The organism is Nonomuraea sp. NPDC049269 (genome assembly GCF_043197155.1).
In the GTDB taxonomy this organism is placed as follows: domain Bacteria; phylum Actinomycetota; class Actinomycetes; order Streptosporangiales; family Streptosporangiaceae; genus Nonomuraea.
In genome coordinates this window covers 685742-712577 of the sequence record NZ_JBICSO010000006.1, presented here as the reverse complement: position 1 = coordinate 712577, position 26836 = coordinate 685742, and the positions used below count along the sequence as shown (strand labels likewise).

At 69.5% G+C, this 26836-nt stretch carries 25 protein-coding genes; 9 read left to right on the top strand and 16 right to left on the bottom strand.

The features are described 5' to 3' along the window. Nucleotides 1–23 precede the first annotated feature (23 nt). Complete coding sequence (locus ACGFNP_RS35235) at nucleotides 24–986, top strand: zinc-binding alcohol dehydrogenase family protein (protein WP_393326040.1); 963 nt, start codon at nucleotides 24–26, stop codon at nucleotides 984–986. A 6-nt stretch (nucleotides 987–992) separates the two neighbouring features. Here the strand turns inward: ACGFNP_RS35235 and ACGFNP_RS35230 are convergent, their stop codons facing one another. Next, nucleotides 993–1739: a GAF and ANTAR domain-containing protein gene (locus ACGFNP_RS35230; RefSeq protein WP_358332139.1), complete on the bottom strand. Its 747-nt coding sequence runs from the start codon at nucleotides 1737–1739 to the stop codon at nucleotides 993–995. A 69-nt stretch (nucleotides 1740–1808) separates the two neighbouring features. Between ACGFNP_RS35230 and ilvD the strand changes: the two genes are divergently transcribed. After that, nucleotides 1809–3455 carry a dihydroxy-acid dehydratase gene (gene ilvD / locus ACGFNP_RS35225; RefSeq protein WP_393326036.1) on the top strand — a complete coding sequence of 549 codons (1647 nt, stop codon included), beginning with the start codon at nucleotides 1809–1811 and terminating at the stop codon, nucleotides 3453–3455. A gap of 64 nt (nucleotides 3456–3519) precedes the next feature. On the opposite strand, the gene ACGFNP_RS35220 is transcribed toward ilvD, so the two are convergent. The 4 genes from ACGFNP_RS35220 to ACGFNP_RS35205 form a co-directional block, all read right to left on the bottom strand. Further along, nucleotides 3520–3918, bottom strand: a complete 399-nt coding sequence (locus tag ACGFNP_RS35220; protein ID WP_358332133.1) for a hypothetical protein — start codon at nucleotides 3916–3918, stop codon at nucleotides 3520–3522. 31 nt (nucleotides 3919–3949) lie between these two features. After that, entirely contained in the window at nucleotides 3950–5176 is a 1227-nt protein-coding gene (locus tag ACGFNP_RS35215) for a serine hydrolase domain-containing protein (RefSeq protein ID WP_393326033.1), read from the bottom strand. Nucleotides 5177–5282: 106 nt separating this feature from the next. Further along, nucleotides 5283–5759 carry a hypothetical protein gene (locus ACGFNP_RS35210; protein WP_393326030.1) on the bottom strand — a complete coding sequence of 159 codons (477 nt, stop codon included), beginning with the start codon at nucleotides 5757–5759 and terminating at the stop codon, nucleotides 5283–5285. A 158-nt stretch (nucleotides 5760–5917) separates the two neighbouring features. Further along, nucleotides 5918–8218, bottom strand: coding sequence for a tetratricopeptide repeat protein (locus tag ACGFNP_RS35205; protein WP_393326027.1), 2301 nt, complete (start codon nucleotides 8216–8218; stop codon nucleotides 5918–5920). A gap of 109 nt (nucleotides 8219–8327) precedes the next feature. Between ACGFNP_RS35205 and ACGFNP_RS35200 the strand changes: the two genes are divergently transcribed. After that, nucleotides 8328–8795 (top strand): hypothetical protein, encoded by a 468-nt coding sequence (locus tag ACGFNP_RS35200; RefSeq protein WP_358332121.1) that lies wholly within the window; start codon nucleotides 8328–8330, stop codon nucleotides 8793–8795. Here the strand turns inward: ACGFNP_RS35200 and ACGFNP_RS35195 are convergent. Continuing rightward, nucleotides 8754–9326 carry a TetR family transcriptional regulator C-terminal domain-containing protein gene (locus tag ACGFNP_RS35195; protein ID WP_358332118.1) on the bottom strand — a complete coding sequence of 191 codons (573 nt, stop codon included), beginning with the start codon at nucleotides 9324–9326 and terminating at the stop codon, nucleotides 8754–8756. The two genes, ACGFNP_RS35200 and ACGFNP_RS35195, sit on opposite strands and share 42 nt — an antisense overlap. Nucleotides 9327–9353: 27 nt before the next feature. Here ACGFNP_RS35195 and ACGFNP_RS35190 point away from each other — a divergent pair, with 27 nt between their 5' ends. Both ACGFNP_RS35190 and ACGFNP_RS35185 read left to right on the top strand, forming a co-directional pair. Next, nucleotides 9354–10451, top strand: coding sequence for a zinc-binding dehydrogenase (locus ACGFNP_RS35190; protein ID WP_393326023.1), 1098 nt, complete (start codon nucleotides 9354–9356; stop codon nucleotides 10449–10451). Nucleotides 10452–10573: 122 nt separating this feature from the next. Continuing rightward, nucleotides 10574–11182, top strand: coding sequence for a DJ-1/PfpI family protein (locus ACGFNP_RS35185; RefSeq protein WP_393326021.1), 609 nt, complete (start codon nucleotides 10574–10576; stop codon nucleotides 11180–11182). A gap of 19 nt (nucleotides 11183–11201) precedes the next feature. Here ACGFNP_RS35185 and ACGFNP_RS35180 read toward each other — a convergent pair whose 3' ends face one another. Further along, nucleotides 11202–12491: an ATP-binding protein gene (locus ACGFNP_RS35180; RefSeq protein ID WP_393326019.1), complete on the bottom strand. Its 1290-nt coding sequence runs from the start codon at nucleotides 12489–12491 to the stop codon at nucleotides 11202–11204. Nucleotides 12492–12969: 478 nt separating this feature from the next. On the opposite strand from ACGFNP_RS35180, the gene ACGFNP_RS35175 reads away from it, so the two are divergent. After that, nucleotides 12970–14553 (top strand): serine/threonine-protein kinase, encoded by a 1584-nt coding sequence (locus ACGFNP_RS35175; RefSeq protein ID WP_393326016.1) that lies wholly within the window; start codon nucleotides 12970–12972, stop codon nucleotides 14551–14553. Nucleotides 14554–14565: 12 nt separating this feature from the next. On the opposite strand, the gene ACGFNP_RS35170 is transcribed toward ACGFNP_RS35175, so the two are convergent. The 5 genes from ACGFNP_RS35170 to ACGFNP_RS35150 all read right to left on the bottom strand — a co-directional run bounded on the left by ACGFNP_RS35170 (nucleotide 14566) and on the right by ACGFNP_RS35150 (nucleotide 20203). Beyond that, entirely contained in the window at nucleotides 14566–15888 is a 1323-nt protein-coding gene (locus ACGFNP_RS35170; RefSeq protein WP_393326013.1) for a High-affinity nickel-transporter, read from the bottom strand. Beyond that, the gene (locus ACGFNP_RS35165) at nucleotides 15885–17186 is read right to left on the bottom strand and encodes a tetratricopeptide repeat protein (RefSeq protein ID WP_393326011.1); all 1302 of its coding nucleotides are present in this window, start codon (nucleotides 17184–17186) and stop codon (nucleotides 15885–15887) included. The genes ACGFNP_RS35170 and ACGFNP_RS35165 overlap by 4 nt, the downstream gene beginning before the upstream one ends. Nucleotides 17187–17192: 6 nt before the next feature. After that, entirely contained in the window at nucleotides 17193–18572 is a 1380-nt protein-coding gene (locus ACGFNP_RS35160; protein ID WP_393326008.1) for a DUF4331 domain-containing protein, read from the bottom strand. A 74-nt stretch (nucleotides 18573–18646) separates the two neighbouring features. Next, entirely contained in the window at nucleotides 18647–19285 is a 639-nt protein-coding gene (locus tag ACGFNP_RS35155) for a hypothetical protein (protein ID WP_358332095.1), read from the bottom strand. A gap of 138 nt (nucleotides 19286–19423) precedes the next feature. After that, nucleotides 19424–20203 carry a hypothetical protein gene (locus ACGFNP_RS35150; RefSeq protein WP_393326005.1) on the bottom strand — a complete coding sequence of 260 codons (780 nt, stop codon included), beginning with the start codon at nucleotides 20201–20203 and terminating at the stop codon, nucleotides 19424–19426. 235 nt (nucleotides 20204–20438) lie between these two features. On the opposite strand from ACGFNP_RS35150, the gene ACGFNP_RS35145 reads away from it, so the two are divergent. Continuing rightward, complete coding sequence (locus ACGFNP_RS35145; RefSeq protein ID WP_393326003.1) at nucleotides 20439–20942, top strand: hypothetical protein; 504 nt, start codon at nucleotides 20439–20441, stop codon at nucleotides 20940–20942. Between the two features lie 9 nt (nucleotides 20943–20951). Here the strand turns inward: ACGFNP_RS35145 and ACGFNP_RS35140 are convergent, their stop codons facing one another. The 4 genes from ACGFNP_RS35140 to ACGFNP_RS35125 are packed head-to-tail and all read right to left on the bottom strand — an operon-like array spanning nucleotide 20952 to nucleotide 24289. After that, nucleotides 20952–21881, bottom strand: a complete 930-nt coding sequence (locus ACGFNP_RS35140; RefSeq protein WP_393326000.1) for an ABC transporter substrate-binding protein — start codon at nucleotides 21879–21881, stop codon at nucleotides 20952–20954. A gap of 16 nt (nucleotides 21882–21897) precedes the next feature. Further along, a complete protein-coding gene (locus ACGFNP_RS35135) occupies nucleotides 21898–22560 on the bottom strand; it encodes an ABC transporter permease (protein ID WP_358332083.1) in 663 nt (220 codons plus the stop codon). Next, nucleotides 22557–23204 (bottom strand): ABC transporter permease, encoded by a 648-nt coding sequence (locus ACGFNP_RS35130; RefSeq protein WP_393325997.1) that lies wholly within the window; start codon nucleotides 23202–23204, stop codon nucleotides 22557–22559. Before ACGFNP_RS35130 ends, ACGFNP_RS35135 begins: the two co-directional genes overlap by 4 nt. Beyond that, nucleotides 23201–24289 carry an ATP-binding cassette domain-containing protein gene (locus ACGFNP_RS35125; RefSeq protein WP_358332077.1) on the bottom strand — a complete coding sequence of 363 codons (1089 nt, stop codon included), beginning with the start codon at nucleotides 24287–24289 and terminating at the stop codon, nucleotides 23201–23203. Before ACGFNP_RS35125 ends, ACGFNP_RS35130 begins: the two co-directional genes overlap by 4 nt. A gap of 122 nt (nucleotides 24290–24411) precedes the next feature. On the opposite strand from ACGFNP_RS35125, the gene ACGFNP_RS35120 reads away from it, so the two are divergent. Further along, complete coding sequence (locus tag ACGFNP_RS35120; protein ID WP_393325994.1) at nucleotides 24412–25893, top strand: aromatic amino acid ammonia-lyase; 1482 nt, start codon at nucleotides 24412–24414, stop codon at nucleotides 25891–25893. Between the two features lie 13 nt (nucleotides 25894–25906). Beyond that, nucleotides 25907–26767 carry a MurR/RpiR family transcriptional regulator gene (locus ACGFNP_RS35115; protein ID WP_358332071.1) on the top strand — a complete coding sequence of 287 codons (861 nt, stop codon included), beginning with the start codon at nucleotides 25907–25909 and terminating at the stop codon, nucleotides 26765–26767. The last annotated feature ends 69 nt before the right edge of the window (nucleotides 26768–26836 follow it).

Here is a 26836-nt window from a genome sequence, read left to right as displayed (position 1 = left end):
GCGGTCGATGGAGCATGGACGGCATGAAGGCAATCACGATTCCCGAATTCGGCAGCGCTGACGTCCTCCGCCTCGACGAGGTCGAGATCCCCGAGCCCGGGCCGGGGCAGGTCTCCATCGACGTGGCCTACGCGGGCGCCAACTTCGCCGAGATCCTCTACCGGCAGGGCGTGGTGGACGTGCCCTTGCCGTTCGTGCCCGGCATCGAGGTGTCCGGCCGTGTCCGGGCGCTCGGCCCCGGCGTCGAGGGACTGCGCGTGGGCCAGCCGGTCGCCGCGCTGACGATCGTCGACAGCGGCGGCTACGCGGAGGTGGTGACGACCTCCGCCGACCTGGTGTCCCCGCTGGACGGCTACGACCTCGGGCTGGGCATCGCGGCGGCGCTGCCGTCCAACAGCACCACCGCGTTGCTCGTGCTCGACCGGGTGGCCCGCATCGAACCGGGGGAGACCGTGCTCGTGCACGCCGCCGCCGGAGGCGTGGGCAGCCAGCTCGGCCAGGCCGCCCGGTTGCTGGGCGCGGGCCGCGTGGTGGGCACCGTGGGCAGCCCCGCCAAGATCGAGAAGGCCAAGGCTTTCGGCTACGACGAGGTCGTCCTGCGCGAGCAGGTGGCCGAGGCCGGCCGGTTCGACGTGGTGGTGGACATGGTCGGAGGTACGACCCGCCGTACCAGCCTGGACCTGCTCGCGCCCATGGGCCGGATGGTGGTGATGGGCAACGCCTCCGGCGCCGAGGACGTCGGGATCTCGGCCAACGAGGTGTGGTTCACCAACAAGACGGTCTCCGGGTTCAACCTGGCCGCGTTCGCCGCCGCCTTCCCCGCGGAGGCGGGCCGGGCGCTGCACCGGGCGGTGGCCGCGGCCGCGAGCGGGGAGCTGCGGGTGCAGGTCGAGTCGCTGCGGCTGGAGCAGGCCGCGGAGGCGCACCGCCGCATCGAGTCCGGCCGCACGACCGGCAAGCTCGTACTCGAAGTCGAACGCATGTGAGTGCCTTTAGTTCGGTGGATCGTCGAAGTGCAGGCTCTCCGGGGGATGGCCGCTCACCGACCGGATGAGGTCGGAGGACACCTCGCGTACCTTCCGGTTCTGCTCCTGGGAGATCTGGCGCAGCAGGTCGAAGGCGTCGTGGGCGGTCCAGTGGTGTTCGCCCATGATGATGCCGAGCGCCTGGTCGATGATCGCGCGGGTGCCGAGGGCCTCGCGGAGCTGCGCGGCCACCTCGATCTGGCGGGCCGAGCGCAGGGCCGTGTCGAGGAGGAGCCCGATGTGCTCGGCGGTCAGGCGGGCGGCCCGCCCGGCCTCCTGGACGAGGGCGCCGGGCCGGCGGGAGTAGAGGTTCAGCGCGCCCAGCCACACGCCTTCGACCCGCAACGGCTGGGAATGTACGCTCCTGACCCCGTGCGCGAGCATCCGCGCCGGATATCCGCTCCACCGCGTCTCGGTGGCGAGATCGGTGGCCACGACGGGCTCGCCGGTCGCCATGGCGTCGAGGCAGGGGCCCTGGCCGCCGCTGTACTGGATCTCGTCGAACACCCTGACGTGCGCCGCGGAGGAGGCGACCGTCTGTACGCGCCCGTCCTGGCGCAGGGTCACGCCCGTCATGGGCCGCCCCGTCATGGCGGCGGCGATGTCGGCGATGTGATGGAGCACCATGCCGAGGTCCTCGGCGCCGTGCATGACGGCGGACAGCTCACGAAGCGTCGCGGTGACGCTCTTCTCGTCCATCGGGGAGTCTGCCATCTCGCCCCTGAACTGCCCTGGGCCGATGCCGCCTAACGTCCGAGGCGGCGCTGTTCGTAGGGTGGCCTCATGAGCATCGCCGATGATCCAGACCGCGCACCCGCCCGCTCTCACCTGTACGCCATGGGCATGTCGGAGGAGGAGATGCGCCGTCCGATGATCGGCATCGCCTCCACCTGGACCGGCACGATGCCCTGCAACCTCACCCACCGCGAACTGGCCGCCCACGTCGCCACCGGCGTACGCAGGGCGGGTGGCACGCCGATGGAGTTCAACACGATCGCCGTCTCCGACAACCTCACCATGCACACCCCCGGGATGCGCGCCTCCCTGGTGAGCCGCGAGATCATCGCCGACTCGATCGAGCTGATGGGGCGGGCGCACGGGTTCGACGCGCTGGTGTGCGTCGTCGGGTGTGACAAGACCGTACCGGCGGCGATCATGGCGCTGGCGCGCCTGGACGTACCCGCCGTCGTCCTCTACAGCGGCAGCATGATGCCCGGCCGCTGGCGCGACCGGGACGTCACCATCCAGGACATGTGGGAGGCGCTCGGCGAGCGCGCGGTCGGCCGGCTCGACCAGGCCGACGTCGACGACCTGGCCAAGTACGCGTGTCCGGGCCCCGGCACCTGCGCCGCCCAGTACACCGCCAACACCATGGCCGGCGTCACCGACTTCCTCGGCCTGGCCCCGTTCGGCATCGGCGACATCCCGGCGGTCGCCGACACCAAGAACGCCGCCGCCGAGCGCGTCGGCGAGATCGTCATGGACGCGCTCGCCCGTGACGCCAGGCCCTCGCGCGTCCTCACCGAGGACGCCCTGCACAACGCCATCGTCTCGGTGGCCGCCATGGGCGGCTCGACGAACGCCGTACTGCACCTGCTCGCCATCGCCCGCGAGGCCGGGCTGCCGCTGCAGGTCGACGAGATCGGCGCCATCTGCCGGCAGGTCCCGATCATCACCCGGCTCATGCCCAGCGGCCGGCACACCGCCGCCGACCTGTGGCGGGCCGGCGGCACGGCGCTGGTGGCGCGGCGGCTGCTGGAGGCGGGCCTGCTGCGCCCGGACGCCATGCTCGTCGACGGCCGTACCTACGCCGACGTCGCCGCGGCGGCGGAGGAGACGCCGGGGCAGCAGGTGGTGGCGACCGTGGAACACCCGGCCAAGGCGCGCGGGGCGCTGGCGATCCTGCGTGGCTCGCTCGCTCCCGACGGGTGCGTGCTGAAGCTCAGCGGCAAGGAGGATTTCCGGCGTGAGGGGCCGGCCAGGGTGTTCGACGGCGAGGACGCCTGTTTCGCGGCGATTCAGGAGGGGCGGATCCGGCCGGGCGATGTGATCATCGTTCGGTATGAGGGCCCGGCCGGCGGGCCCGGGATGCGGGAGATGCTGTCGATCACTGGGGCGCTCGTGGGACAGGGCCTGGGGGACTCTGTGGCGCTGGTCACCGACGGGCGGTTCAGCGGGGTCTCGCATGGGATGGTCATCGGGCATGTCGCGCCCGAGGCGTACGTGGGCGGGCCGCTGGCGCTGGTGCGCGACGGTGATGTGGTCGTCATCGACAGCGCGGCGGGGACGCTCGATCTGAGCGTGCCGGAGGAGGAGCTGGGGCGGCGGCGGGACGCCTGGGTGCGGCCGGAGCGGCCGGTCGAGCGGGGGGTGCTGGCCAAGTACGCGGCGACCGTCAGGTCCGCCTCGGACGGCGCGGTGACTGTCTGACCGGTGCTCTGCCGCCATGTCACGGGGTCCGGAGAGGACCCCGTGACGAGCAGGGCGGCATGCATCAAGCGGCGTCGAGGGCTTCGGTGATCTTGCGGGCCATCTCGGCCAGGGTCGGGCTGGGCTCGCCACTGGTGGCAGCTTCGATGGCGACGACGACGGTGCGGCGGAAGTTGTCGGCCTCGGCCGGATCCTGCTGCTTGAGCAGGCTCATGGCCGCCGTCAGGGCAGGCAGCACGTGGTCGGCCAGCTCGGCGACGGACTTGCCGTACAGATCGATGTCCTTGCTCTTCGCGGCGAGTACGTGCCCGATCGGGCCGGTCGCCGAGGCCAGGGCGATGGAGCCGTTGGTGGCGGCCTTGTGCGGCGAGCCGGCGGCATCGGCGGCGGACATCAGCGAGACGGCGCCGTAGGCGGCGGTGCGCAGGGTGCTCTTGTCCTGGTCGCTAAAGGTGATGGACATGGTGATGTGCTCCTTTGAAGCTGTTACGAAGTCAGTTGTCAATTGCCTGGTAGAGCGTGGTCCAGAAGTCGTGGATGAGCCGCGCCGGATCCGGGACCGACAGCCCGACCTGGGTGAGCAGGATTCCGGTGAGCTGGTTGTGCGGGTCGGCGTACGCCGTGGTGCCGGTTCCGCCGTCCCAGCCGAACTGGCCGATGGGGGCGTAGTCGCCGCGGTAGGTGCGCACCGCCATCCCGATGCCCCAGCCGCCCTGCTGTCCTTGGCCGAAGCCCACGTGGACGCTGTCGCGGGCCATGGCGGTGCGGGCGGCGTTCTGCTCGGGCGTGAGGCGGTTGGTGGTCATCAGCTCGACGGCCGGCCGGGACAGGATCCGTTCGCCGCCGTGCATCCCGCCATTGAGCAGCATGCGGAAGTACGCGTGGTAGTCGTCGACGGTTGAGGCCACGTCATTGGCGGCCGACTGGAACTCCCGAGGCTGGCTGTAGAGTCCCCCTTCGGCCTCGTCCCAGACGGCGAACTCGCCTGTCTCCGGATCGGGGGCGTAGCTGGGCGGCAGCCGGTCGATCTTGTCGGCGGGCACGTGCAATCCGGTGTCCTTCATCCCCAGCGGATCGAGGACGCGTTCGCGCAGGAACTCCTCGAACGGCCGGCCGGTGACCCTGGCGACGAGCACGCCCAGCACATCGATGCTGATGTGGTACTGCCAGTGCTCTCCAGGCTGGTGCATCAGCGGGAGTGTGCCGAGGCGGCGCATCCACTCGTCCGGTCCGGGCACCGGGCCTCCATGGCCGGTGAGTTCCAGCTCGAAAACCTTGCCCATGATCGGATAGCTCATCGCCGTCAGATCCATGCCGAGCCCGAACGTGGAGGTCAGCAGGTCCCGTACGGTGATCGGCCGCCGCGCGGGCACGGTGTCGTCCAGCGGACTGTCGGGCCGCTTGAGCACCCGCCGGTCGGCGAGTTCGGGCAGCCACTGCTCCACCAGGTCGTCCAGCCGCAGCCGGCACTCGTCGAGCAGGATCATCACCGGTGCGACCGTGAGCGGTTTGGACGTCGAGGCCATCCGGAAGATGGTGTCCCGGCGCATCGGCGCGCCACCGTCGTGACGCATCGTCCCGATCGCTTCGACGTGCGTCTCCTCGCCCCGGCCGACCAGGGCGACGAGCCCGGGGATCTTGCCGGAATCGACATGCCGTCCCAGCACCCCACGCAGCCTGCGCAGCCCCGCTTCGGAGAAGCCGCTGTTGCCAGTTCCCATCATCTGTCTCCTTCAGTGTTCGATCTTGCGAGACCCGTCCACCATTGCCGACCGCCCTGATACCGGGCGGTCGCCGTCCTGACGCCGCCGCTGATACGCGGGATCGTCAGCAGCCGAGCCGGTCGGCGATCACACCCAGCACCTGCCGCAGATCGCGTGACATGCGGGTACGCAGGCCGATCTCGGCGATCCCGGCGGTGAATCCCGGATGGTCCGGAAAAACCTGGTGGACGCGATGGATCACCCGGGTGCCCGCGGGGCAGGCGGTGGCGGCATGCACCCCGGCGTACCAGCTCCGCACCGCCACCATGGACCGGGCCTGGTCCACCTGGATCTCCACCGGCTCCACCGCCCCGGCGAACTCGGCGCGGTAGGCGCCGGACCCGGCCACGACGGTCATCGCCCCCTGCCGAGCCGCCGAAGCCCTGGCCAGGACCAGCAGGTTGTCATCGCCCACCCGCCCCTCAGTGACGGCGAGCAGGAGCGCGGCGACCGCTGCGACGGGCGCGGCGAGTGTCCCGTCCACTTCCCACCGGACGGGCAGCGCGTCCAACTCGGCGAGCAAGGAAGGCGTCGTGTGCATGGCCGAGAGCCTCGATCCGGCGGCCCGTCCGGGACAAGCCATGCCGGGCCTCCGGGGACACGGGAAAACCCACCGATACCCGGATGACCTGCGCTGTCACGCTGGCGGACGGCTGTTGCGCGGGTGTCCCGGGACGGGACGGAACACCTGGGCCGGACTCAGGACACCCGAGTCAGACCCGCACGCGCCGCCGACGCCAGATAGCTGAGGCCGTCCGCGGTGGCGATCTCCAGCGCCTGCTGGAAGTGCCGCGCCGCGGCGTCCCGATCGCCCATGGCCAGGCAGGCCTCCGCGTACGGGAGGAGGCTCTGCACCATCCGGTGCCTCTCACCGCCCCCTTCGAGAATCCGCATGGCCTCGGCGTGCCTGGCCGTTGCCTCCTCGACACGACCGAGGTGGCGCAGGGCGACGGCGGCGTCCGTGAGGCTGATCGTCTCGAAGATCTGATGGCGGGTCCCCCGATTGAGCGCGAGGGCCTGTTCAGCGCAGTCGAGGGCGGTCCGAGCGTCACCCAGGCCGAGTGCCGCCCGGCCGAGCACGTCCAGGCACATGCGCTCCTTCTGCCGGTCCAGTCCGCGCGCGGCCTCGATCACGTCCGAGACGACCTCGCGGGCCTCGCCGTACTCACCGAGCAGCACCAGAGCATGCCCAAGGCGTGCGTTCGTGTACACGCGGGTGGCGACCTCGCGGGCCGGCAGCAGTTCGGTCGCCTGGCGCAGGAGTTCGACGGCGCCTTTGACGTCATCGGCGTACAGCCGGGCCTCCGCCAGCTGTGCGATGGTCAGGACCTGGCCGACGATGTCGCCCTCCGCGACCATCAGTACGCGGGCCGCCTCAAGCTCCCGCACCGCCTCCGCCAGCCGGCCGACCCGCATCAGCATGGCGCCCAGCAAGTACCGGTGCGAGGCGAGCATGCGGCGCTCGCCGAGCCTTTCGGCGGCGGGCATGCTCAGTTCGAGTCCGTGGATCAGTTGCGCCGTGCCGACGTGCCGCCCGTCGGGGACCAGGGCGAGCTGGCCGAGCCCGACCGCCACCGCGTCGATGCGCAGCTCCACGGCGAGCGAGAACGTCGCGGTGCTGTTGACCCGCTCGGTGTCCAGCCAGTCGAGGGCTCCGTCGTAGCCGGCAAGGTCGGGAACCGCGGGAGGCGGCTGCGACACGATGACCGGCAGGGGGATGAGGACCAGCTCGATCAGTTTTTTCGCGGCCAGCATGCCGCTCAGGTAGTAGTCGCCCAGCCGGGCGATCGCCGGTCCGGGGTCCGCCGCGGCATCGTCGGCGCGGGCGGCCTGCCGCAGCAGGTCGTGCATCCGGTAACGACCCGCCGCCGGCTCCTGGAGCAGATGGACGTCAACCAGGTCCTCCAGCAGGGAGCGGGCGTTGCCCAGCGGGATCCCGGCCAGGGCGGCCGCGGCGTACGCGTCGATGTCCTCGCCCGGCACGAGCCCGAGCAGCCGGAACATCCGCCGCTGGGCGGGATCGAGCTGCCGCAGCGACATCCCGAACACCTCCGACACCGCCAGCTCGCCCTCACGCAGCCGTTCCACCAGAGTGTCCAGCGTCCACGAGGGCCGGTGCCGCAGCCGCGCGGCGGCCACCCGGATGGCCAGCGGCAGGTTCCCGCATCGGCGCAGCACCTCGCCGACGTCACCGGGCCGGGTCCCGCCTGCGGATTCGACGAACAGCTCCGCCGCCTCCTCCGTCGGCAGCACGTCCAGCGAGATCGGCAGTACGCCGTCCAACTCCACCAGCCGCCGGCGGCTGGTGATCACGACGAAGCTCTGGCCGGCGCCGGGGAGCAGCTCGCGTACGTGATCGGCGTCGGCGGCGTTGTCCAGCAGCACGATCGCGCGCCGCGTCGCCAGCTCCGACCGCCACAGCGCGGCCCGCTCGGTGACCCCGTCGGGAATCCTGCCGAGCGGCAATCCGAGCGCGGCCAGCAGCACGCGCAGCGCCTCCACGGGCTCGACCCGCTCCCGGCCCGGAGTGAACCCGTGCAGGTCCAGGTAGAGCTGGCCACCGGAGAAGTCGGCGGTCAGGAGATGCGCGGCGTGCACGGCCAGTGCGGTCTTACCCACCCCGCCCATGCCGTCGATCGCCACCATCGGCGTCTTCCGCGCGGCGCCGAGAAGAGCGGCCAGCTCCTCCCGGCGCCCGGTGAAGGCGGTGATGTCGTGTGGCAGGTCGTTACGCACCGGCGCGGTGGCGGCCGTGCTCGTCTGGGGCCCGTCCTTGGCCCGCTCCCACACCTCACGCATCGGTCTGGGGTCACGACCTGCTGCCTTGCAGAGCGCCACCACCGTCGGCCAGGGTGGAACGGCCTGACCGGAGAAGTAGCGCGACAGCGAGGAGTTGCTGACGTGGACGTCACGGGCGAGCTCCCGCAGGCTCCGTCCGGTCAGGTCACGCAGCTGCCGGAGCAGCCCCGCCAGCTCTTGCCGGCCGTTCTCAAGGCTCACGCGCTGATCTTAGGCGGCAGGCGTGGCATACCGCCCAAATGCTCACAAATCACGACGTGATTAAGCGAAGCGGCGGAGTTTCTATGACGGTCGTTATAATCGCACCATCATGACTGTCATCACTGTTACCGCCCCCGCCGGACGGCTCACCGGCGAGCAGCGTCGCAAGCTGGCCCGCACGCTCACCGACGCCGTCCTGGTGCCCGAGATCGGCCAGTTCGCCGAGGCCGCCCGGGTGGGCTTCCAGGTGCACTTCATCGAGCCCGCGCCGGACATGATGGCCATCGGCGGCGCGCTGCTCGGCGACTCGGGAGTCGACGCCATGACCATCGACGTGGCCGTCATGGAGGCCGACTGGACCCAGGACCTCCGCGCGGAGGTGATCACACGCGTGCTGGATGCCATGGCCGAAGCCTGCGGCCTGGAGGAGGCTCCGCCGGGCTGGTGGGTGACCTTCCGGGTGATCGAGGAGGGAAGCTGGGGCTCGCGGGGCGGTGTGCTGTCGATCCTGAACCTGCTCGACAGCGGCGTCTTCTCAGCCGAGCGCGCCGATGCGATCCGTAAGAAGCTGCTCTAGCTGGGCTGCGACGTCATCCAGCGGCTGGATGTCACGCTTGGCCCGGCACATGGCGACCGTACCCTCCACCGCGGCGACGACCAGGGTGGCCAGCGGGCCCGCGTCCGCGACACCGTGCTCGCGCAGCGCCTCGGCCAGCAGCCGCTCCCAGGCGGTGAAGACCTCGGCGGCGGCGGCGATCGCCTCCGCCTCGCCCTGCGCGGGCGGCTCCTCCACGGCGACGGCCAGCACCGGGCAGCCCGCACGGAAGTCGCTGTCGATCACCGTCTGCCGCCACAACGCCAGAAAGGCCCGCAACCCGGCCACCGGCCCGGCCTTCAACTCGCTGTTCAACACGCCCGAGACCAGATCACCGGCATACCGTACGGACTCGGCCGCCAACTGCTGCTTGCCACGGGGGAAGTAGTGGTAAGTCGAGCCCAGAGGCGCCCCGGAATGCGCGGCCAGATCGCGAACGGTGCTGCCGGCCAACCCCCGCCGCCGGATCAGATCGGCTGCCCCCATGACGATCCGGTCCCGTGAACTTGCCATATAACGATCGTAATAGCATGGAGCGGCATGCATGAGCTGAGGTTCGAGCGCAGTGGCAGACTGGCCTGGCACGAGACCGAAGAGCCCCGCCTGCGCGAACCGGACGACGTCATCGTCCGCCCCTTCGTCGCCGGCCGTTGCGACGGCGACACCGTCCCCATCCACCGCCCCGTCTCCCGTCCCATGCAGGCCGGCCTGGCTCTCGGCCTGATCGACCCGATTGTGGCAAGCATCGTCGGCCCCGTCCCCTTCAAGGGCCCCTTCGCGATCGGCCACGAATGCGTCGCCGAGGTCGTCGAGACCGGATCCGCCGTAACCGCCGTGACCACCGGCCAGCGGGTGATCGTGCCGTGGGCGATCTCCTGCGGCACCTGCCCACGCTGCCTCCGGGGCCTGACCGCCAAGTGCGCCCGCGCCACCGGCACCCTGGCCGCCTACGGCTTCGGCCCTTCGTGCGGCCCGTGGGGCGGGATGATCGCCGACCGGTTGCGCGTACCGTACGCCAACCACCTGCTCGTCCCCGTGCCGGACGGCGTACCTGCCCTGCGCGTGGCCGCCGCCGGCGACAACCTCGCCGACGCCTGGCGAACCGTGGTCGAACCGCTGCGCCTACGGCCCGGTGGCCGCGTCCTGATCCTCGGTGGCGGCGCCAAGAGCATCGGCCTTTATGCGGCCGGCCTCGCCGCCGCCCACCACGCCTCGGCTGTGGACTACGTGGACCGCAGCGCGCATCGCCGGGAACTCGCCGCCTCTTTCGGCGCCCGCACCCCCACCCGCCCCGAAGGCGACTACGACGTCGCCGTCGAAGCCACTTCCACAGCTTCGGGCGTACGGCAGGCCATGCGCGCCCTGGCACCTGGCGGCATCTGTACCGCTGTCGGCTACTACCTGGCGACCGGCACCCGGGTGCCGCTGATGCGCATGTACGCCACCGACGCCACCCTCCACCTGGGCGTCTCCCACACCCGCGCGAGCCTCCCCGAACTGCTGGACTTCGTACACCGCACCGACTTCCCCGCCGAACGCGTCACCACGCTGACCGCCGAGTGGGATCAGGCACCCGAGGCCTACCGCGCCCGCACCATCAAGGTCGTACTGCGGCGCGATCCGCTCAACGGAGATTGAGAGCCGCGGTGCGAAGGGGCGCGCGCCTCGAACTGCTCTGCCGGTGGGGCGTCGGCGGTAAACGGACGCGTCGGCTCATGTGTGAGACTTGAACCGTATGAGATTGCAACGGAGGAGTGGTCTTGCAGGTCGCGGTCGTCACATTTGACGGATTCAACGAACTCGACAGCTTTATCGCGTCCGCGCTGATCAATCGTGCTCGCGCGCACGGCGTAACTGCATACATCACGACACCCACGCCCGTTGTGACATCGATGAATGGCGTCGAGGTGACCGGTCAGCGGCCGTTGGACTTTGTCGCCGAGGCTGACGTCGTTCTCCTCGGCAGTGGCATCAAGACCCGTGATGTCGTGGCTGATGACACGCTGCTGGCGCGTCTGCCGCTTGACCCCGCACGACAGTTGATCGGCTCGCAGTGCTCCGGAGCCCTGGTACTCGCGCACCTCGGTCTCCTAGCCGGGCGACCTGCCTGCACCGACACCATCACGCGGCCTTGGCTCGAGGAGTGCGGGGTGACGGTACTGGACGCGCCGTTCCATGCGGAGGGCGGGATCGCTACCGCGGGCGGATGCCTGGCATCTGTGTACCTGGCAGCGTGGACGCTGCTCCACACGGTCGGCGAGGCCGCGGCCTGGGGCGTGATCGAGTATGCGGCACCCGTAGGTGAGAAGCAGGAGATCGTTCAGCGCGTCATGTCCAGGGTGCGTGCGGTCGAGGCAGCGTTGCACTGACCCCCTGCCTAGCTTTTGGCTAGCGGCGGGACGGCAGACTCGGCGTGACCGTATCCGGTCCGATGTGATTCCACAGGATCGACAGTGGCGAAAAGAAGATTCGATCCCCTGAGGGGAGGTTGGTCGCACCGAGGTGCAGGACATACCCGGCACGGAACCTGTCGCCGAGCTTGTCTCTCAGCCAGCGCAGGTGCTTGGCGTCCTCGCTCTTGGGCGTGGCCGACGCCTTGACCTCGATGCCTATCACAGTGCCGTCGCGGCGTTCGAGGATGAAGTCGATTTCGCGCTTCTCCCTGTCCCGATAGTGCCGCACGGTGACATGTCGGCGGGCGAAGGTCGACAGCTTGAGAAGCTCTGCGAAGACGAAGGTCTCCAGTAGTCCGCCGAGGGCGGGATGACCAGGGGCAAGGAGCGACTCCGCATCCACATCCATGAGATGGGCGGCCAGTCCGCTGTCGGTCACATAGCTCTTGGGCGCGTGAGTCACCCGTGAGCTCAGGTTGTTGGACCATGCGGGCGCCGGAGCGACCAGGAACACGGTTTCCAAGTAGGCCAGATACGTACGCACGGTTGCGACGTCCAGCCCCAGACCTTCGGCGATATGGGCGAGGACGACCTGGCCGCCTGCTCGGGCCGCGACCAGAGCGATCAGGTCGGGCATCGCCTGGGCCTTGTTGACATGGGCGAACTCGCGGATGTCGCGCGAGATCACGGTGTCCAGGTAGCCGCGGAACCACGCCCGAATCGCCACTGGTGACTTCAGGCGCAGGACTTCCGGATAGCTGCCCTGGTTGATGAGGTGGATGTAGTCTTCGCGCGTCCATGCCGACTGGCGACCAGTGAAGCCCCCCGGGTCGATGAACGCCTGATCGCAGAATCTGCCCGCGTCACCCACTCGCTCGCTGACCGCGAAGGGCCACAGGTCCACGAAGGCCACCCGGCCCGCGAGCGACTCCGACAACGTGGGGATGCTGAGAAAGCGGGTCGACCTCGATAGCACGAACTGGCCTGGAGACCAGTCCTCGTCGACTACCTGCTTGATGGCCAGAATCAGCGGATCGCCGGCTCGTTGAATCTCGTCGATGATCACCGGTTGGGGCCGTCTGCGTACGAAGGTGCGCGGATCGTCCTTGGCGATGGCGAGCTCTGAAGGATCGTCGAGGGTGGTGAACGTGGCTTCGCCGAACCGTCGGCAGGACTGGAGCAGCGTTGTCTTGCCAGACTGGCGCGGCCCGTTGATGATCACGACCCTGAGCTCCGCGAGAAGCTCTTTGAGAGAGTCGGCCGCGAGCCGAGGAAGAAGATCCATATCGCCCCCACCTGCAAATAGACTGTGCGGAGCCCGGTTTTCCCTGTTTCGCGGGCCAAGTTTTCCCTGTTTCGCGGACTCTATTTTCCCTGTTTCGCGGGCTGCGCGTACGCAGGATCGCCGATCGACGGTCAGGAGACCGATCCTTCGCGTAGGGCGTCACACTCTGTGTGCGGCCATCGCCTCCATCGGTCCAGGTCATGTTCTCGAGGATGACGCGATGGCCGTCTCCATTTCTCGGCAGAACGCCTGATACCCAGTCAAACCAGCACATCATGCTGCTGGAACCCCTCAACCGTGCGCGCGGACGCCGTACACCTCAGTGGGGTCGGGCGGACAACAGCACTGTCACGCACGGTAGTGAGAGCGGGTCGCGAGGGAGCCGGACGGGCCCATCATCGGGAGATCCACAACTTGTGTCAGCGGCCCTTACCGGCCGTATCCTGCTTTCTGACATGCCAGCGTCATCGGAGGTGGGATGCAACGCGGTGAGATGATCGCGGGCCGGTACGAGCTGGCCGAGCGCCTCGGCCGCGGTGGCATGGGCGAGGTATGGGCCGGGCGGGACCGCACCTTACGCCGCGACGTCGCGCTCAAGCTGCTCGTCCTCGCCGACGCGGCCTTACCGGACCTGCCCGAACGCTTCGAACGCGAGGCGGTGGCCGCCGCGCAGATCAACCACCCGAACGTGGTCGCCCTCCACGACCGCGGCGTCCACGAGGACGTGCTCTTCCTCGTGATGGAGAAGGTCGAGGGTGCTCCGCTCACGCGGCACATCCGTGACGAGGCCCCCATGGATGCCGCCCGGGCGCTGGAGATCGCCGACGGGATCTGCACAGCGCTGATTGCCGCGCACCACGCCGGCGTCATCCACTACGACATCAAGCCGCACAACGTGATGCTCACCCCTGACGGACAGGTGAAGGTCGTCGACTTCGGGATCGCAGGGTTCGTCCAGACCGCGTTCACCTTGGCGGGATCCTCCCAGCTGTCTCCGGCCGGCACTCCGGAGTACGGTGCGCCCGAACAGTTCCTCACCGAACGCGGGGACGCGCGCTCGGACCTGTACGCGCTCGGCGCTGTGCTGTTCGCCATGCTCACCGGCCGACCACCGCTGACCGGACACAACAGTCTGGCGATCATGCGACGCAAGCTGGACGAGGAGGCGCCAAGAGTCGACTCGCTCCGCCCGGATCTGCCGCCGGCTCTGACGGCTCTCGTCGCCGAGCTGCTGGATCGCGACCCCGAGCACCGTCCCAAGTCAGCGCTTGAGGTCCACGAGCGCATCGGACGCCTGCGGATGACCCAGGACGTGGGCGCGTCCGGCCCGGTCGTGCCGCCTCCACCGTCGGGTACGAAGACCGCGGCCCCCACGAGGCGGCTGCCCGAACCACATGGTGCGTTCGAGATGTCCTGGACAGGCGAGGAGCCGGCATCCGCCTATGCGGCCAGACTCGGCAAGCCAGGTTATTACTGGTTCTTCTGGGCGGTGATCCTGTTGCTGGGGGCAGCGCTGGGCATCTACTTCTCGCTGCCACACGTCCACGCGCCGGGGCCGGCCAACTCGGATAATCCCTGGATGATCCCCTTCGTGTCAGGGATCCTTGCCGCCTTGGGCGCCCTTGGATGCGTTGTCGGCGCAGTCGTGAACACGTTCCGGGAGCTGAGGCACACGGCCCTGAGCCAGCGGGCACCCGCGTGGTCACTGCATATCGGTCCGGAGTGCATCGTGACCACCGGCAACACGGGGAGGCGCGAGTTCGGCTGGGACCAGATGAAGGCCGTCAACATCGAGGAGATCAGGAGCTCGTCATCGTGGTACCGGTACGCCGGACTCCACATACGGTTCACGGCCGACGCGCCCCACTCGAAGCAGATGCGGCCGGCGGGGTGGTTCTCGCCCCACCCCGGCTCATTCATCGTTCGTGAGAGGGTCGCCGTCTGCGTCCTCGGCCCGATGACCGAGAAGCAGCGGACCGAGCTGGTGGAGGCCCTGGCCCGATTCGGCAGCCAGCGCTGGAAGCCACCGGCCTCCTTCATCTCGCCTCCTACCGACTATTGACCGCCGGAGGTTTTATACGAGAGCGGCCACCGCGCGCAAAGTGACACCCGTGCCCACGAGCAGGACGAGTGTGGCCGTCATGGCGGCGCTGTACGGGCGCAATCGCTGCATCCGCCCTCCGAGGGTGAGGTCGCCCAGCCCGCGCAGGGCGAGCGCGGTAATCAGTAGCGTGACCGCCATGCCGAGTCCGTAGCACACCACGGTCAGGACGCCGAACGCGGTGCGTCCCAGTGCCATCGCGCCGAGCAGGACCACCAGGGCGGACGGGCTGGGCACCAGCCCACCGGCCACAGCCAGCGCCACGACCCCACCCGCCCCCCTCCGGTACCCGTGCCCATGATTGTGTCCGTGCCCATGACCGTGGCGGGTCCGGCTACGGAAGGCGGAGCAGAGCAGACCGGCGCCGATCATGGCGATGAGGAGTCCGCTCGCCACGCCGAGCCAGCTCAGCACCACCTCACCGGCGATCGCGCTGGCGGCCGTGACCAGCATCCCCAGAGCCAGCACGCCCGCTGTATGGGTGGCGGTGACCGTGGCCGCGACGGTGACGGCGTCCCGCAACCGTCGTCGCCGTCCGGCGAGGTAGGCGGCCATGACGGTTTTGCCATGGCCGGGCATCGCCGCGTGCACGGCACCCAGCGCCAGCGACAACAGCAAGGCCAGCAGCCCGAGCGGCACGGTCAGCCGGTCGGCGCCGATCAGTGTGTTGAGCCGGCCGGCCAGCAGGCCGGTGTAGCGGGTGACAGCGTCCACACCCGGCACCTCCGCCGGCGCGCCGGAACCGCCCTCGCCCGGTTCCGCCGTCAGGCGCGCCTGGCGTACGTCGAGCGGTGAGCTGAGCAGGTCGGCGGGGTAGTCGCGTAGCTCGCCCGACACACTTCGCGCAGGGACGTTGGAGTCGCGCAGGCGCACGCCGTTCCCCTTGGCCGTGATCTCCCGCCAGCCCACGGTGTCGACACGGTAGCCGTTGGCGAAGGTGAGGACGAGCGGCCGGTCAACGCGGAGCGGCGCGGTCAGGCGGCACGTGAGCCTGCTGGTGCGCAGCCCCGCGACGCCCGGCCGGTAGGCGAAGGAGGCGTCGGTGACGCGCCAGGTCAGCAGCCGCCCTCCGGCCTGCGCGCGGACGGCGTCCCGCAACTCGGCGCAGGTGCGACGGGCGTGGGTGTCCGCGGGGCCGGTCGGCGGCTGTTGCAGGGTGGGGATCTCGGCGAGGTCCACGATGGCGAGGTGCTCGATCCTGTCGCGGTGGATCGTCAGCCCGTCGTAGTGGTTGATGCTGAAGTTCCCCAGTGGATGCGCCGCCAGCACCGCGGCGGCGACGAGTGCCGTGATCATGGCATCTCCGCGAGCAGTGCCCGCGCCCGCGTCGCCCCGGCCGGGGAGAAGTGCGGGTTGATGGACAGCGCTCTGCTCAGGTGGGCGCGGGCGGCGGCGGTGTGTCCGAGCGCGTGCTCGATCTCGCCCCGGTGATAGGCGAAAAGCGCGTTGCGCCCGCCGAGCGCGTCAGCCCGGGCGGCGTAGGTGGCGGCCTCGGCATGGCGCTCGGCCTGGTGCAGTGCCCACCCGAGCGCGTCTGCGACCTCGACGCTCCGGCGTCGTTTCCATTCCGCCCGCAGGTGCCGGACCGCGGCCTCCGCGTCGCCGTGGTTCGCCTCGAACATGCCCATGGCCAGGTTGTCGACGGTTCCGTTCGCGGCCAGCAGCCTGTGCTGGGCGGTGAAGACGGCGTACTGCCGCCTGGCCCCGTCCCCGTCGCCGAGGTGTTCGAGCAGTTCCCCGTACTCGACGACGAACGACGGGGAGCGCGCGACGGCGGTGGCATAGTCGCGCAGGGCCTGGTCGGTGTGGCCGAGCGCGGCCTCCGCGCGCGCCTTGCCGGCCCGCGACGCGACGTGTTCGGGGTCGGCGGCCAGCGCCTGGGCGTAGGCGGTGAGTGCGGTTCGAGGGTCGCCGTTGTTCCAGGAGAGCTCGCCTAGTTGCCATTGGCAGAAGGCATACTCGGCGGCGTCGCCGGGGATCGCGCAGGCGCGGCGCAGCACCTCGCGGGCGGGGCCGGGCCTGCCGCGCAGGTGTTCCAGACGGGCGGCCCTGGTGAAGGAGGCGAGGTCGGGGCGGCCGTCGAGCATGCGGCGCAGCGCGGTTTCGGCCTGTTCGTACTGGCCGAGTTCGAGGTGGGCGTCGGTGAGCACGCCGTACAGAGCCCAGCGGAACGGCGCCTCCTCGCGGGCGCGCTCGGCCCAGTGCACCGCGCCGGCGAAGTCGTGCCGGGCGTTGGCCAGCGCGCCCATGCCGATCACGGCGTCGATGTACGGCTGCCCGTCGCCCGTGGGCAGGCGCAGTGAACGTTCGAACGCGCCCTGGGCCTTGGCGTAGTAGGCGGTGTCCGTGGTGCGGCGGGCCTGCTCCAGGTACATGCCGCCGAGGCTCGCCCAGACCGCCGCGTCGTCGGGCTGACGGCGCAGGCGCGTCTGGGCGGCCTCGATCGATCCGGCCAGGTCGTACGGTGACCAGCCCGCTGGTGCGTGAGGGGGCTCGTCCCGGCGCAGGAGTCCGCCGGGGGTGTACAGGGTCAGCAGGACGCAGCCCAGCAGCACACATCCCAGCAGGGGCAGCAGTCGCCGTACGCTACTCATCTGGGTTCAGCCGGTGGCGGTGACGGGCAGCGCCAGGTAGGGGAAGCTGCCGGTGATGGGCTTGAGCAGGAACGCCGGGTTGTCCTCGGCGATGAGGCCCGGCGCGCCCCGGCCCGCGGGTTCGCCCAGGAGCATCCGCAGGTTGACGGTCACGACGTCGTCTATGAGGCGGCGGCCGTTGGGGTAGCCCTGGGCGTCGCCCTTGAGGATGCCGTACTTGTCGGGTGCGGTGGCGACGGGCGTACTCATGTTGAGCCGCAGTTCCTCCGCCTTGGCGACGCGCGAGGCGTCCTGGTTGAGCAGGTGGGAGTTGAGATCCTGCTTGATCGGCCCGTCCGCCCGCTTGGTGAGGCCGGTGAGGTAGATCTGCTCCAGGTCCTTGCGCGGGGCCGGAGGTGCCGTGACATTCGCCTGCTTGGCGACGACCGTGGCCTGGTCGGGGTCGAGGGTGGCCGGCACGACGAGGTTGCCGCTCTCGTCACCGTCCGGCCGCAGGGTGTTGAAGTGGTCGCGCTGCTTGAGCGGGATGATCACTTCGTTGAAGTTGGGGTTACCCAGCCGGGAGACCTGCCTGTAGTCGGCCGAGCCCGAGCCGAGCAGGCCGCTCGACTTACGGGAGGCGGTGGTCCAGACGCCGATGACCGGGTTGCGGGCCGGGTCACCGCCGAAGGCCAGCTCCGACTTGGGGAGCTGCAGGGCCAGGGAGCTGACGTTCAGCGGCACGCCGGTCTTGACGGGGAAGAACGGGAGCCCGAACCTGAGCAGGTTGACGGCGCGGTTGTCGGAGTAGAACGGGTCGGCGGTGGTGCCGGTGAACACCTTGCCCCCGCCGGGCAGGTCGATGACGGCCTTGCGGCGCAGCGCCGGGTAGTTGGGAGTGACCAGGACGCCCATGTCGGTGGGGGCGGCGTACCCGTCGCGGACCAGGGTCTCCGACTTGCCGTCGCGCAGCCTGGTCAGTGTGTAGCTCTGCTCGACCAGGGAGTCCAGCGGGCCGGCTTTGTGCTCGCGCTTGCGGATGAGGGAGGGCACCGGCAGGCCCTTGTTGGTGAAGGTCCATCGGTAGGTGATCGCGGCCTTGCCGGTACCGGTGTTGTCGACGTGCACCTCATAGCGGGCGTCGGTGTCGAACTGGTACGGCTTGTACGGAGCCTGGAAAGGGATGTAGTTGGCCACGATCGTGACCGTGTCCTGCCGTTCCGGGCTGGTGAAGGCGTACAGGTCGGTGGCGTCGATCTGCTTGTTGAGGGTGGTGGCGGGGGCGTCCCAGTGGCTGCTCGCCGTGCTCGGCCGCATCGTGGGACCGAGGAGCACCGTGGCCGTCAGGACGGCGACGGAGGCGCCGGCGATCCACGTCCACCGGCTCCGAGCGCTGGTCAGTTGCATCTGTCTCTCGATTCGCGAGTACCGGGCCGTGCCCCGGGGCACGGCCCGGTGGAGCTCAGGTCAGGGGGCGTCGCCTACGGCACGTACTGGACGACCGCGTCGAGGTTGGCCAGGTAGTCGCCCTCGTTCAGCGAGATGCCGGTCAGGTCCTTGACCGTCCGGCTGAGGTACGCGCTGACGTAGAAAGGCCAGTACTTGGGTCCGATACCGCCCTCGAGTGGGCGCGGCGTGGGCACGTTCCAGGCGAACTCGTGCAGCTTGTACGTGGCCACGAGCTGCTCGCCCTGAGGCTTCCCGTCGATCTCCACCTGGGTGTGTGTCCCGTCGGCACGCAGGTAGATGTCGTGGATGGCGATCTTGTGTCCGCTCTTGACGTCATTGAGGATGAAGCCGCCGGGGTAGTAGACGCCGTTGCACGGGTCGATGTGGTCCTGTTTCCAGCCGATGGGCATATAGATGCCCTTGTTACCGGGCTTGGCCTCGATGGGCGCGATGCCCTCCACCTGCACGCCGCGCTCATTGAAGAGTTTGACGATGTCGGAGCCGAAGTCGAAGTTCGCGTGTCCCTTGGGGCCGAAGTACGGAAACCGGAAACAAGAAGCGCTGGGCGGTGGGATGGACGGTGCGCCGGCATGGGCGGCGGAGACCGGCGCGGCGGCGAAAACCACGGCGCCGATCACGATCGTTTGAGCGAGACGAACAAGAGCACGCACAGCATGACCTTTCGTCGATGAGAGGCATCGCAGTGCCTCTGACGTGCAGTGACTCACTCAAAGTAGTTGTCATATCACTCTCTGTAAAGGAATCTTCAAAAGCTCGCCAATGTTGTCGGCGGCGATCCATGAACGCGCTTAGAACAAACCTCCTGGCTTCGGCAGGGGCAGCCCGGAGCCGCCCTGGCCCCGGATGGCGTCGCTGATGACCTTGAGCCCGAGCATGCCGAGCGAGGAGCCGGACTTGACGGGCCGGCTGGGCGGGCCCTGCCAGGCGATGTCCAGATCGGCCCAGTGCATGCCGCCGGAGAACTTGGTGCCGAGTTCCTTGTTGAGGTCCGAGGCCCAGCCCCGATCCATGGACAGGATGACCTTGAGCGGGCCGACGCCTCCGTTGTGCGGGACGAAATTGCCGGGGGCCAGCGCCTGCGGGACGCTGAAGTTCACCATGGTCAGCTCACCACCGGGCCGGGGGTGCCCGTTGACGATGGGTGTGGCGAAGAACTTGCTGTCACCCATGGCCGCGAACAGCACCCAGAAGGTGTCGATCTCGTACGTCGCGCCCGTCTCGTCGTTGCTGAAGCGGAACCCGCCGGGGTAGCAGACCCGCCCGCTGGGCGTCTCGATGTTGTCGTACCGTTCGCCGATGGGCATCCAGGCGGCGGTGCCGCCGTCGACCAGCTCGATCGGGTCCAGCGTCTCGAACTTGATTCCGGCCCTCTTCAGCTCGTTGAGGAACCCGGTGGAGAAGGTGGCTTTCGCGCTGCCCTCCTTGGAGAGGTAGCTGCCGATCTGCCCTTCGGCGAGGCAGCCGCCTCCCGGCGAACCGGGTGGAGCCGCCATTGCCGGGTGGGCGGACAGGAGGACGGTGGCCAGGGCGGTGCCACCGGCGATCAGGGCCGCACGATTCAAGCGCATGCTTGTTCTCCTTCGGGGGAGTAGAGGGACGGTGCATGGCGATTACAGACAGTAGTCATGACATCACATAGAGCTGCTGCCTGATAGATGCCGTCCAGCCTTTGTTCGGTGGTGCCACCTCTCCCGGGCCGGCGTGATCGACTTGTCGGCAGATCCTGGGAAGTACTGCGCCAAGTCTGTACATGCCAGCGCCCGTCGATCGGCTGATCGGACGGGCGCAAAGGACACTGCACTCATGAACGGGCGTGAAACGGGTGCGGCAGCGGAGCGGGTGCACTCCGGGGGTGCCGTGTACGGGTCGCTACTGGCGGCTTCCGTGGTCGCCGGCTCTGCCGCGGAGGGCGGACCACCGACCCCGGCGGATCTCGTCATTCTCCTGATCTGTACGGGGGTGGTGTTCTGGATCACCCATGTCTACGTCCAGGTCGTGGGTTCCGGGTATCCCGCCCGGCCCTTCACCTGGGGAAACCTGCGGGCGGTCGCCAGGAGCGAATGGCCGCTGGCACAGGCTTCGTTCCCGCCCTCCATAGCCGCCGCCCTGGCCTCAGGGCTGGGCATGTCCAACACGGTGGCGGCTTGGGCGGCGCTGTGTGTCGCGGTGGCGAGTCAGGTCGGCTGGGCCGTCACGGCCGCGGTCCAGATCGGCGCTTCCAGAAACGTCATCATCGTCTCCGGAATCGCCAACCTCATCCTCGGCCTGGCCATCATCGCGCTCAAGACCCTGGTCTCCGGCCATTGAGGATCAGCTCTACAGGCCGTGTGCCTTGACCCACTCGGCGGCGACCTCGTCGGGGTCCTTGTGGTCGTTGTCCACGAGCGAGTCGAGCTTGCTCAGCTCCTCGGTGGTCAGCGCGGTGTTCAGCTTGGCCAAGGCGGTTTTGACCGTGTCGGTGGCTTTGTCAGTGCGGATCAGCGGGACGACGCGCTGGGCCGGGATGAGGTGCTTCGGGTCGGCCAGTACGACCCAGCCGTTCTTCGCGATGTCCACGTCGGTGCTGAAGAGGTTCGCCATCTGGACGCCGCCGCTCTTCAGGGCTCCCTTGACCAGCGGGCCGCTGGCGTCGAGGGACTTGAACCCCTTGAACTCGACACCGTAGACGTCCTTGAGTCCGACCACGCCGACCTGGCGGGTCTTGACCTCCGGGGGGCCGCCGAAGACCAGCTGGCCGTTGTGCTTGGCCAGGTCGGCGAGGGTGCTGAGGCCGTACTTGGTCGCGGTCTCCTTGGTGACGGTGAAGACGTCCGCGTCCTCGGCGACCGCGGGCGGCAGGACCGACAGCCCCTTCGGCAGCTTGGCGGTGAGCGCCTGCTGCAGGGCTTCGGAGTCGCTCGCGGTGGCCTTGGGGTCGAAGTACAGCAGGAGGTTGCCCTGGTATTCGGGCAGCAGGTCGATGTCGCCGTTCTGCAGCGCGGGCACGACGATCTCCCGCGAGCCGAGGTTGGGCTTGACCGTCGCCTTCACGCCCGCGGCCTCGAGGACGTCAGCGTAGAGGTAGCCGAGGATCTGGTTCTCGGAGAAGTTGGCCGTACCGATCACGATCGTGGCGTCCGCCGCCCCGGCGGCGGACCCTGTGGCGGCTGGCGGCGTGTTCAGGCTGGTCGTGCCGCCGCCGCAGGCGGCCAGCACGGGGAGTACGGCGAGGGCGAGCGCGCCCGCGACGAAGTTCCGGCGATTCATGAAGGCTCCATCAAGATCAAGTAAGGCGATGGCGGAAGATGATGCGGTGGATTCCGGCGAGGACGAGGTCCACGAGTACGGCGAGGGCCGCGACGAGGACGGCGCCGCCCATGACCTGGGTGAGGTCGCGCTGGGCGAGTCCGTCGAAGATGTACCGGCCGAGACCGCCGAAGCTGACATAGGCCGCGATGGTGGCGGTAGCGATGACCTGTACGGTCGCCAGCCGCACCCCTGTCATGATCAGCGGAGCGGCGAGCGGGATCTCCACCCGCCACAGGGACTGAAGCCCGGTCATCCCCATGCCGCGGGCGGCGTCCTTGATGTCCGCCTCGACCGCGGCCATGCCCGCGTAGGTGTTGGTCACGATCGCCGGGATGGCCAGCGCGACCAGGGAGATGTACACCGGGGTCATGCTCAGGCCGCTGACCAGGAAGACCAGGGTGACGATGCCCACGGTCGGGAGGGCACGACCGAAGCCCGCGAGGTTGATGGCGAGGAACGCGCCGCGGCCCGTGTGGCCGATGAACAACCCGATGGGCAGGGCGATCAGCGCGGCGACGAGAGTGGAGAGCAGGGAGTACTCCACGTGCTCAAGCAGCCGCTGGGCGATGCCCTCCGGACCGGCCCACTGGCCGGCGGAGGTCAGCCAGGCGGCCAGCTGGGACAAGAGATCCGTCATGCGCGCGCTCCCTTGCGGATCCAGGGGGTGCAGAGCCATTGCACAAGGACGAGCACCGCGTCGGCGGCCAGCGCGAGCAGCAGCGTGAGGACCACTCCGGCGAGCACGGGGGTGGGGAAACTGCGCTGGAAGCCGTCGGTGAACAGCTGGCCGATGCCGCCGTACCCGATGTAGCTGGCCACGCTGACCAGGGAGATGGTCATGACGCTGGCCACCCGTACCCCAGCCATGATCACCGGTAGCGCGAGCGGGAACTCGACCTTAACTAGGGTGCCGAGCCGCCCCGTACCCATGGCGAGGGAGGCCTCCCGGACCTTGGCGGGCACGCTGTCAAGCCCCTCGACGGTGTTCCGGAGCAGGACGACCAGGGTGTAGACGGTCAGCCCGGCGATCGCGGTCGTCCTGGTCAGCCCCGTGATCGGCAGCAGCAGGACGAACAAGGCCAGCGACGGCACCGTGAACATGATGTTGGAGATGCCGAGCAGGAGTCCGCGCAGCGGACGGACCCGCTGGGCGACCACGGCGAGCGGCAGCGCGATCAGCAGGCCGAGCAGCACGGCGGGGACCGCCGTCGCCAGGTGGTCCAGCGTGAGCGCCAGCAGGTCATCGGTGTGCGTGGTGAGCCAGCCCCACTCGATGATCATGCGAGGCTCCGCTGATGAGCGTGCACGACGTCGTCTCTGGACGCCCCGACCAGCACGCCCGCCGCGTCCACCCGCACCGCCATCCCGGTGGGCGAGGAGACGGTCTCGTTGAGCGCCGAGAGCAGTGAGTCGGAATCGGTCAGGCCGCGCACCGGGGTGAGAGCCGCCTGCCCGATCGAATCCGACCCGTCGAGCGCCTGGACGTCCAGCCAGCCCGCGGGCTTGCCGTCGGGGGAGACCGCGAGCAGCCACCGCCCTGTCGCCTCCGCGCGCGCCCGCGCGGCCGTGTCCGTGGTCTTCACCGCTGCGATCGGCTCGTACGGCACATTCTGCAGCGAGATGAGGGAGAGCAGCTTCAGCCCGCGTTCCGCCCCGAGGAATCCGGCGACGAAGTCATCGGCCGGCCGGGCGAGCAGTTCCTCGGGCGGGGCGAACTGGACCATGTGCCCGCCGGTGCGGAAGACCGCGATGCGGTCGCCGAGCCGTACGGCTTCGTCGATGTCGTGGGTGACGAAGACGATGGTCTTGTGCAACTCGGCCTGCAGTCGGATCAGCTCGTCCTGGAGCAGGGTCCGGACCACCGGGTCGACCGCCCCGAACGGCTCGTCCATCAGCAGGACGGGCGGGTCGGCGGCCAGCGCGCGGGCGACGCCCACGCGCTGTTGCTGGCCGCCGGAGAGCTGGTGGGGATAGCGTTTGCCGGACTCGGCGGTCAGGCCGACGACCTCGAGCAGCTCGGCGGCCCTGGCACGGGCCTTGCGCCGGCCCCAGCCGAGCAGCGTCGGCACGGTGGCGATGTTGTCCAGGATCGTCCGGTGCGGGAACAGGCCCGCCTGCTGGATGACGTATCCGATGCCACGCCGCAACTGAGCCGCGGGCAGCTCTCGTACGTCGCGCCCGCCCAGGCTGACCGTGCCGGAGGTGGGATCGACCAGCCGGTTGATCATCCGGAGCGTGGTGGTCTTGCCACAACCGGAGGAGCCGACCAGCACCGTGATGCCTCCTTCGAGGAACTCCACGGAGAGGTCGTCCACGGCTGTCGTGCCGTTGGCGAACCTCTTTGTGACTGACTCGAATCGGATCATGGACACCACCCTTGCCGCTCTGCATGTATTCATGCAGACTCAAGCACGAATGAAGATGTGTCAATAGTAGGTTTTATGCAGGTGAAGGGGAGTTGAAGATCGTGGCGTCTCAAATCGTAGGCGTGGGCGTCCCACAGATCGAGCTCAACGGACATGGCCTCGACAGCCAGACGGTCGCATTGATCGCCGACGGCGGAGCCGGCGTGGAGGTGCCCCCGCTCGCCTACGACAAGGTCGAACGGTCGTGGCACAGGGCCGCCGGCCTCGTCGCCACCGGGCGCGTCTACGGACGCAGCACCGGCGTCGGCGCCAACCGCAGCCTGGACGTCGACCCCGCCGACTTCGACCTGCACGGTCTGCGCCTGCTGCGCAGCCACGCGGGCGGGATAGGGGCACTCCTGCCGGCCAGGCAGGTCCGGGCGATGATGATCGTCCGGCTCAACCAGCTCCTGGTGGGCAGCGCCGGGCTCCGTCCCGAGGTGGTCCGCGGGCTCACCGTGGCGCTCCAGGCCGGAGTGCACCCGCCGGTGAACGAGTACGGCGCGGTCGGCACCGGCGATCTGGCCGCGCTGTCCCAGCTCGGCCTGGCCCTCGCCGGAGAGCACCCCTGGCACGGCGGTCCCACCCCGCCACCTCCGATCAGCCTCGAAACCGGCGACGCACTGGCCCTGATCAGCAGCAACGCCCTCACCCTGGGACAGGCGTCGCTGGCCCGCCACAGCCTGGAACGCCTGCTCAGGGCCACCCATGTGGTGGCCGCGCTCTCCCTGCTGGCCGTCGACGGCTCGCTGGAGGCCTTCGCCGAGCCGGTGCACGCCGCGCGCCCGCATCCGGGCAACGTCCGTGCCGCCGCCGAGGTCCGCCGGCTCGTCGGCGCGCCGGATCGGCCCGCGCCACCGACCGGCCGCATCCAGGACCCGTACGCCTTCCGCTGCTTTCCGCAGATCCATGGACCGGCCTTGGAGGCTTCCGACGCGCTGGAGCGGGTGCTGGCCGTCGAGCTCAACGCGGGCGCGGAGAACCCTCTGATCAGCGCGGACGGCCCCAACGGACGGCCGGCGTCGTACCATCACGGGGGTTTCTTCTCGGCTCACGTGGCCCTCGCGCTGGACCAGCTGTCTCTCGCGCTCCTGCCGACGGCGCGGCTGTCGGCGGCGCGGCTGGCGGCCCTGGCGGAGCCGGGCATCACGGGGCTGCGTCCGTTCCTCGCTGATGGGGCGTCGGCCGGATCCGGGGTGCTCATCCTCGAATACAGCGCGAACGCCGCCCTCGCCGAGCTGCGGAACGCGGCGACTCCGGCCTCGTCCGGCCATGCCGTACTGTCGCGGAGCGTGGAGGAGGCCGCGAGTTTCGCCTCGCAGGCCGCCCGCCAGGTGCTGCGGACCGTCGAGGCGTTCCGGCTGGTGCTCGGCTGCGAGCTCGTCGCCGCCGTCCGTGCCCTGCGTCAGCTTGACTCGAACAGCGTGAAGGCGGCCTGGGACTTGCCGGTAGGCCGCGCGTACGCGCTGGTGGACGACAATCTTGAGCTATCGATGGAGGACCGGCCGCTAACAGCGGACGTCTCGGCGGCTGCCGGTCTCCTCGACGCACTGGCCGATCTGTAACCCCTGGAGAGTCATGAACACCGACGATGTCGCGCCGGAGGCTCGCTTGCTGCGCCTGTTCGAGGGGCATCGGCTGACCCCCGCCCAGCGGCGGATCGCGCATTGCCTGGTGCAGCACGCCGGGCAGGCGGCCTTCCTGTCCAGCGTGGAGATCGCCGAGCTCGCGGGGGTGAGCCAGCCGTCGGTGACCCGGTTCGCGATGACCCTCGGGTACGACGGCTACCCCGCGCTGCGTAAGCAGATCCGCGAGCTCGGCCTGCCCGACTCGGCGGGCCGGGGCGAGACGAGCGAGGGCGCGGTCCTGAGCGAGACCCAGCGGGCGGTACGCACCGAGATCGCCAACCTGCAGCACCTGGCCGGCTCGCTGTCGGACATGACGGCGATCGTCAAGGCCGCCCGGCTGCTGGCCCCCTCCCGGCCGCTGCTCGTGCTCGGCCTGCGCGCGGCCGCCGCGCAGGCCGCGGGCTGGGCCTACTTCGCCGCCAAGGTCCACCCCGACGTGCGTCTGCTCAACGAGGGCGGTTCCATGCTCGCCGACCGGATTGAGCAGGCGGCCGACGCCGGGGCGAGCGCCCTGCTCTGCTTCGCCTTGCCCCGCTACCCCGCCGAGCTGATGGACGGCCTGTCCGCCGCCAAGAAGGCGGGGCTGAGCGTGGTCACCATCGCCGACAACGCCTTCGCGCCGTCGGCGGACCTGTCCGACGTGGCTCTGCCCGCGCCGGTCGGCACGGAACTGATCTTCGACACGGCCTGCGCGCCCATGATGCTCGGCCGGGTCCTGCTGGAGACCATGGTCGACGAGATCCCGGGCGCGCAGGCCCGCCTGGAGGCGTTCGAGCAGTCGGCGGCCTCGCGCGGCCTGTTCACGGACTAGCTATTGACTGAATGTATTTATTCAAGATAGACATGCATGAATAGTTATGCAGTTGGGGAGGTCAGGAAC

Excerpts from the sequence above, each read along its gene's own strand:
- ACGFNP_RS35235 (WP_393326040.1), top strand. The coding sequence starts at position 24 with ATGAAGGCAATCACGATTCCCGAATTCGGCAGCGCTGACGTCCTCCGC.
- ACGFNP_RS35230 (WP_358332139.1), bottom strand. The coding sequence starts at position 1,739 with ATGGCAGACTCCCCGATGGACGAGAAGAGCGTCACCGCGACGCTTCGT.
- ilvD (WP_393326036.1), top strand. The coding sequence starts at position 1,809 with ATGAGCATCGCCGATGATCCAGACCGCGCACCCGCCCGCTCTCACCTG.
- ACGFNP_RS35220 (WP_358332133.1), bottom strand. The coding sequence starts at position 3,918 with ATGTCCATCACCTTTAGCGACCAGGACAAGAGCACCCTGCGCACCGCC.
- ACGFNP_RS35215 (WP_393326033.1), bottom strand. The coding sequence starts at position 5,176 with ATGGGAACTGGCAACAGCGGCTTCTCCGAAGCGGGGCTGCGCAGGCTG.
- ACGFNP_RS35210 (WP_393326030.1), bottom strand. The coding sequence starts at position 5,759 with ATGCACACGACGCCTTCCTTGCTCGCCGAGTTGGACGCGCTGCCCGTC.
- ACGFNP_RS35200 (WP_358332121.1), top strand. The coding sequence starts at position 8,328 with ATGACTGTCATCACTGTTACCGCCCCCGCCGGACGGCTCACCGGCGAG.
- ACGFNP_RS35195 (WP_358332118.1), bottom strand. The coding sequence starts at position 9,326 with ATGGCAAGTTCACGGGACCGGATCGTCATGGGGGCAGCCGATCTGATC.
- ACGFNP_RS35190 (WP_393326023.1), top strand. The coding sequence starts at position 9,354 with ATGCATGAGCTGAGGTTCGAGCGCAGTGGCAGACTGGCCTGGCACGAG.
- ACGFNP_RS35180 (WP_393326019.1), bottom strand. The coding sequence starts at position 12,491 with ATGGATCTTCTTCCTCGGCTCGCGGCCGACTCTCTCAAAGAGCTTCTC.
- ACGFNP_RS35175 (WP_393326016.1), top strand. The coding sequence starts at position 12,970 with ATGCAACGCGGTGAGATGATCGCGGGCCGGTACGAGCTGGCCGAGCGC.
- ACGFNP_RS35170 (WP_393326013.1), bottom strand. The coding sequence starts at position 15,888 with ATGATCACGGCACTCGTCGCCGCCGCGGTGCTGGCGGCGCATCCACTG.
- ACGFNP_RS35165 (WP_393326011.1), bottom strand. The coding sequence starts at position 17,186 with ATGAGTAGCGTACGGCGACTGCTGCCCCTGCTGGGATGTGTGCTGCTG.
- ACGFNP_RS35160 (WP_393326008.1), bottom strand. The coding sequence starts at position 18,572 with ATGCAACTGACCAGCGCTCGGAGCCGGTGGACGTGGATCGCCGGCGCC.
- ACGFNP_RS35150 (WP_393326005.1), bottom strand. The coding sequence starts at position 20,203 with ATGCGCTTGAATCGTGCGGCCCTGATCGCCGGTGGCACCGCCCTGGCC.
- ACGFNP_RS35145 (WP_393326003.1), top strand. The coding sequence starts at position 20,439 with ATGAACGGGCGTGAAACGGGTGCGGCAGCGGAGCGGGTGCACTCCGGG.
- ACGFNP_RS35140 (WP_393326000.1), bottom strand. The coding sequence starts at position 21,881 with ATGAATCGCCGGAACTTCGTCGCGGGCGCGCTCGCCCTCGCCGTACTC.
- ACGFNP_RS35135 (WP_358332083.1), bottom strand. The coding sequence starts at position 22,560 with ATGACGGATCTCTTGTCCCAGCTGGCCGCCTGGCTGACCTCCGCCGGC.
- ACGFNP_RS35130 (WP_393325997.1), bottom strand. The coding sequence starts at position 23,204 with ATGATCATCGAGTGGGGCTGGCTCACCACGCACACCGATGACCTGCTG.
- ACGFNP_RS35125 (WP_358332077.1), bottom strand. The coding sequence starts at position 24,289 with ATGATCCGATTCGAGTCAGTCACAAAGAGGTTCGCCAACGGCACGACA.
- ACGFNP_RS35115 (WP_358332071.1), top strand. The coding sequence starts at position 25,907 with ATGAACACCGACGATGTCGCGCCGGAGGCTCGCTTGCTGCGCCTGTTC.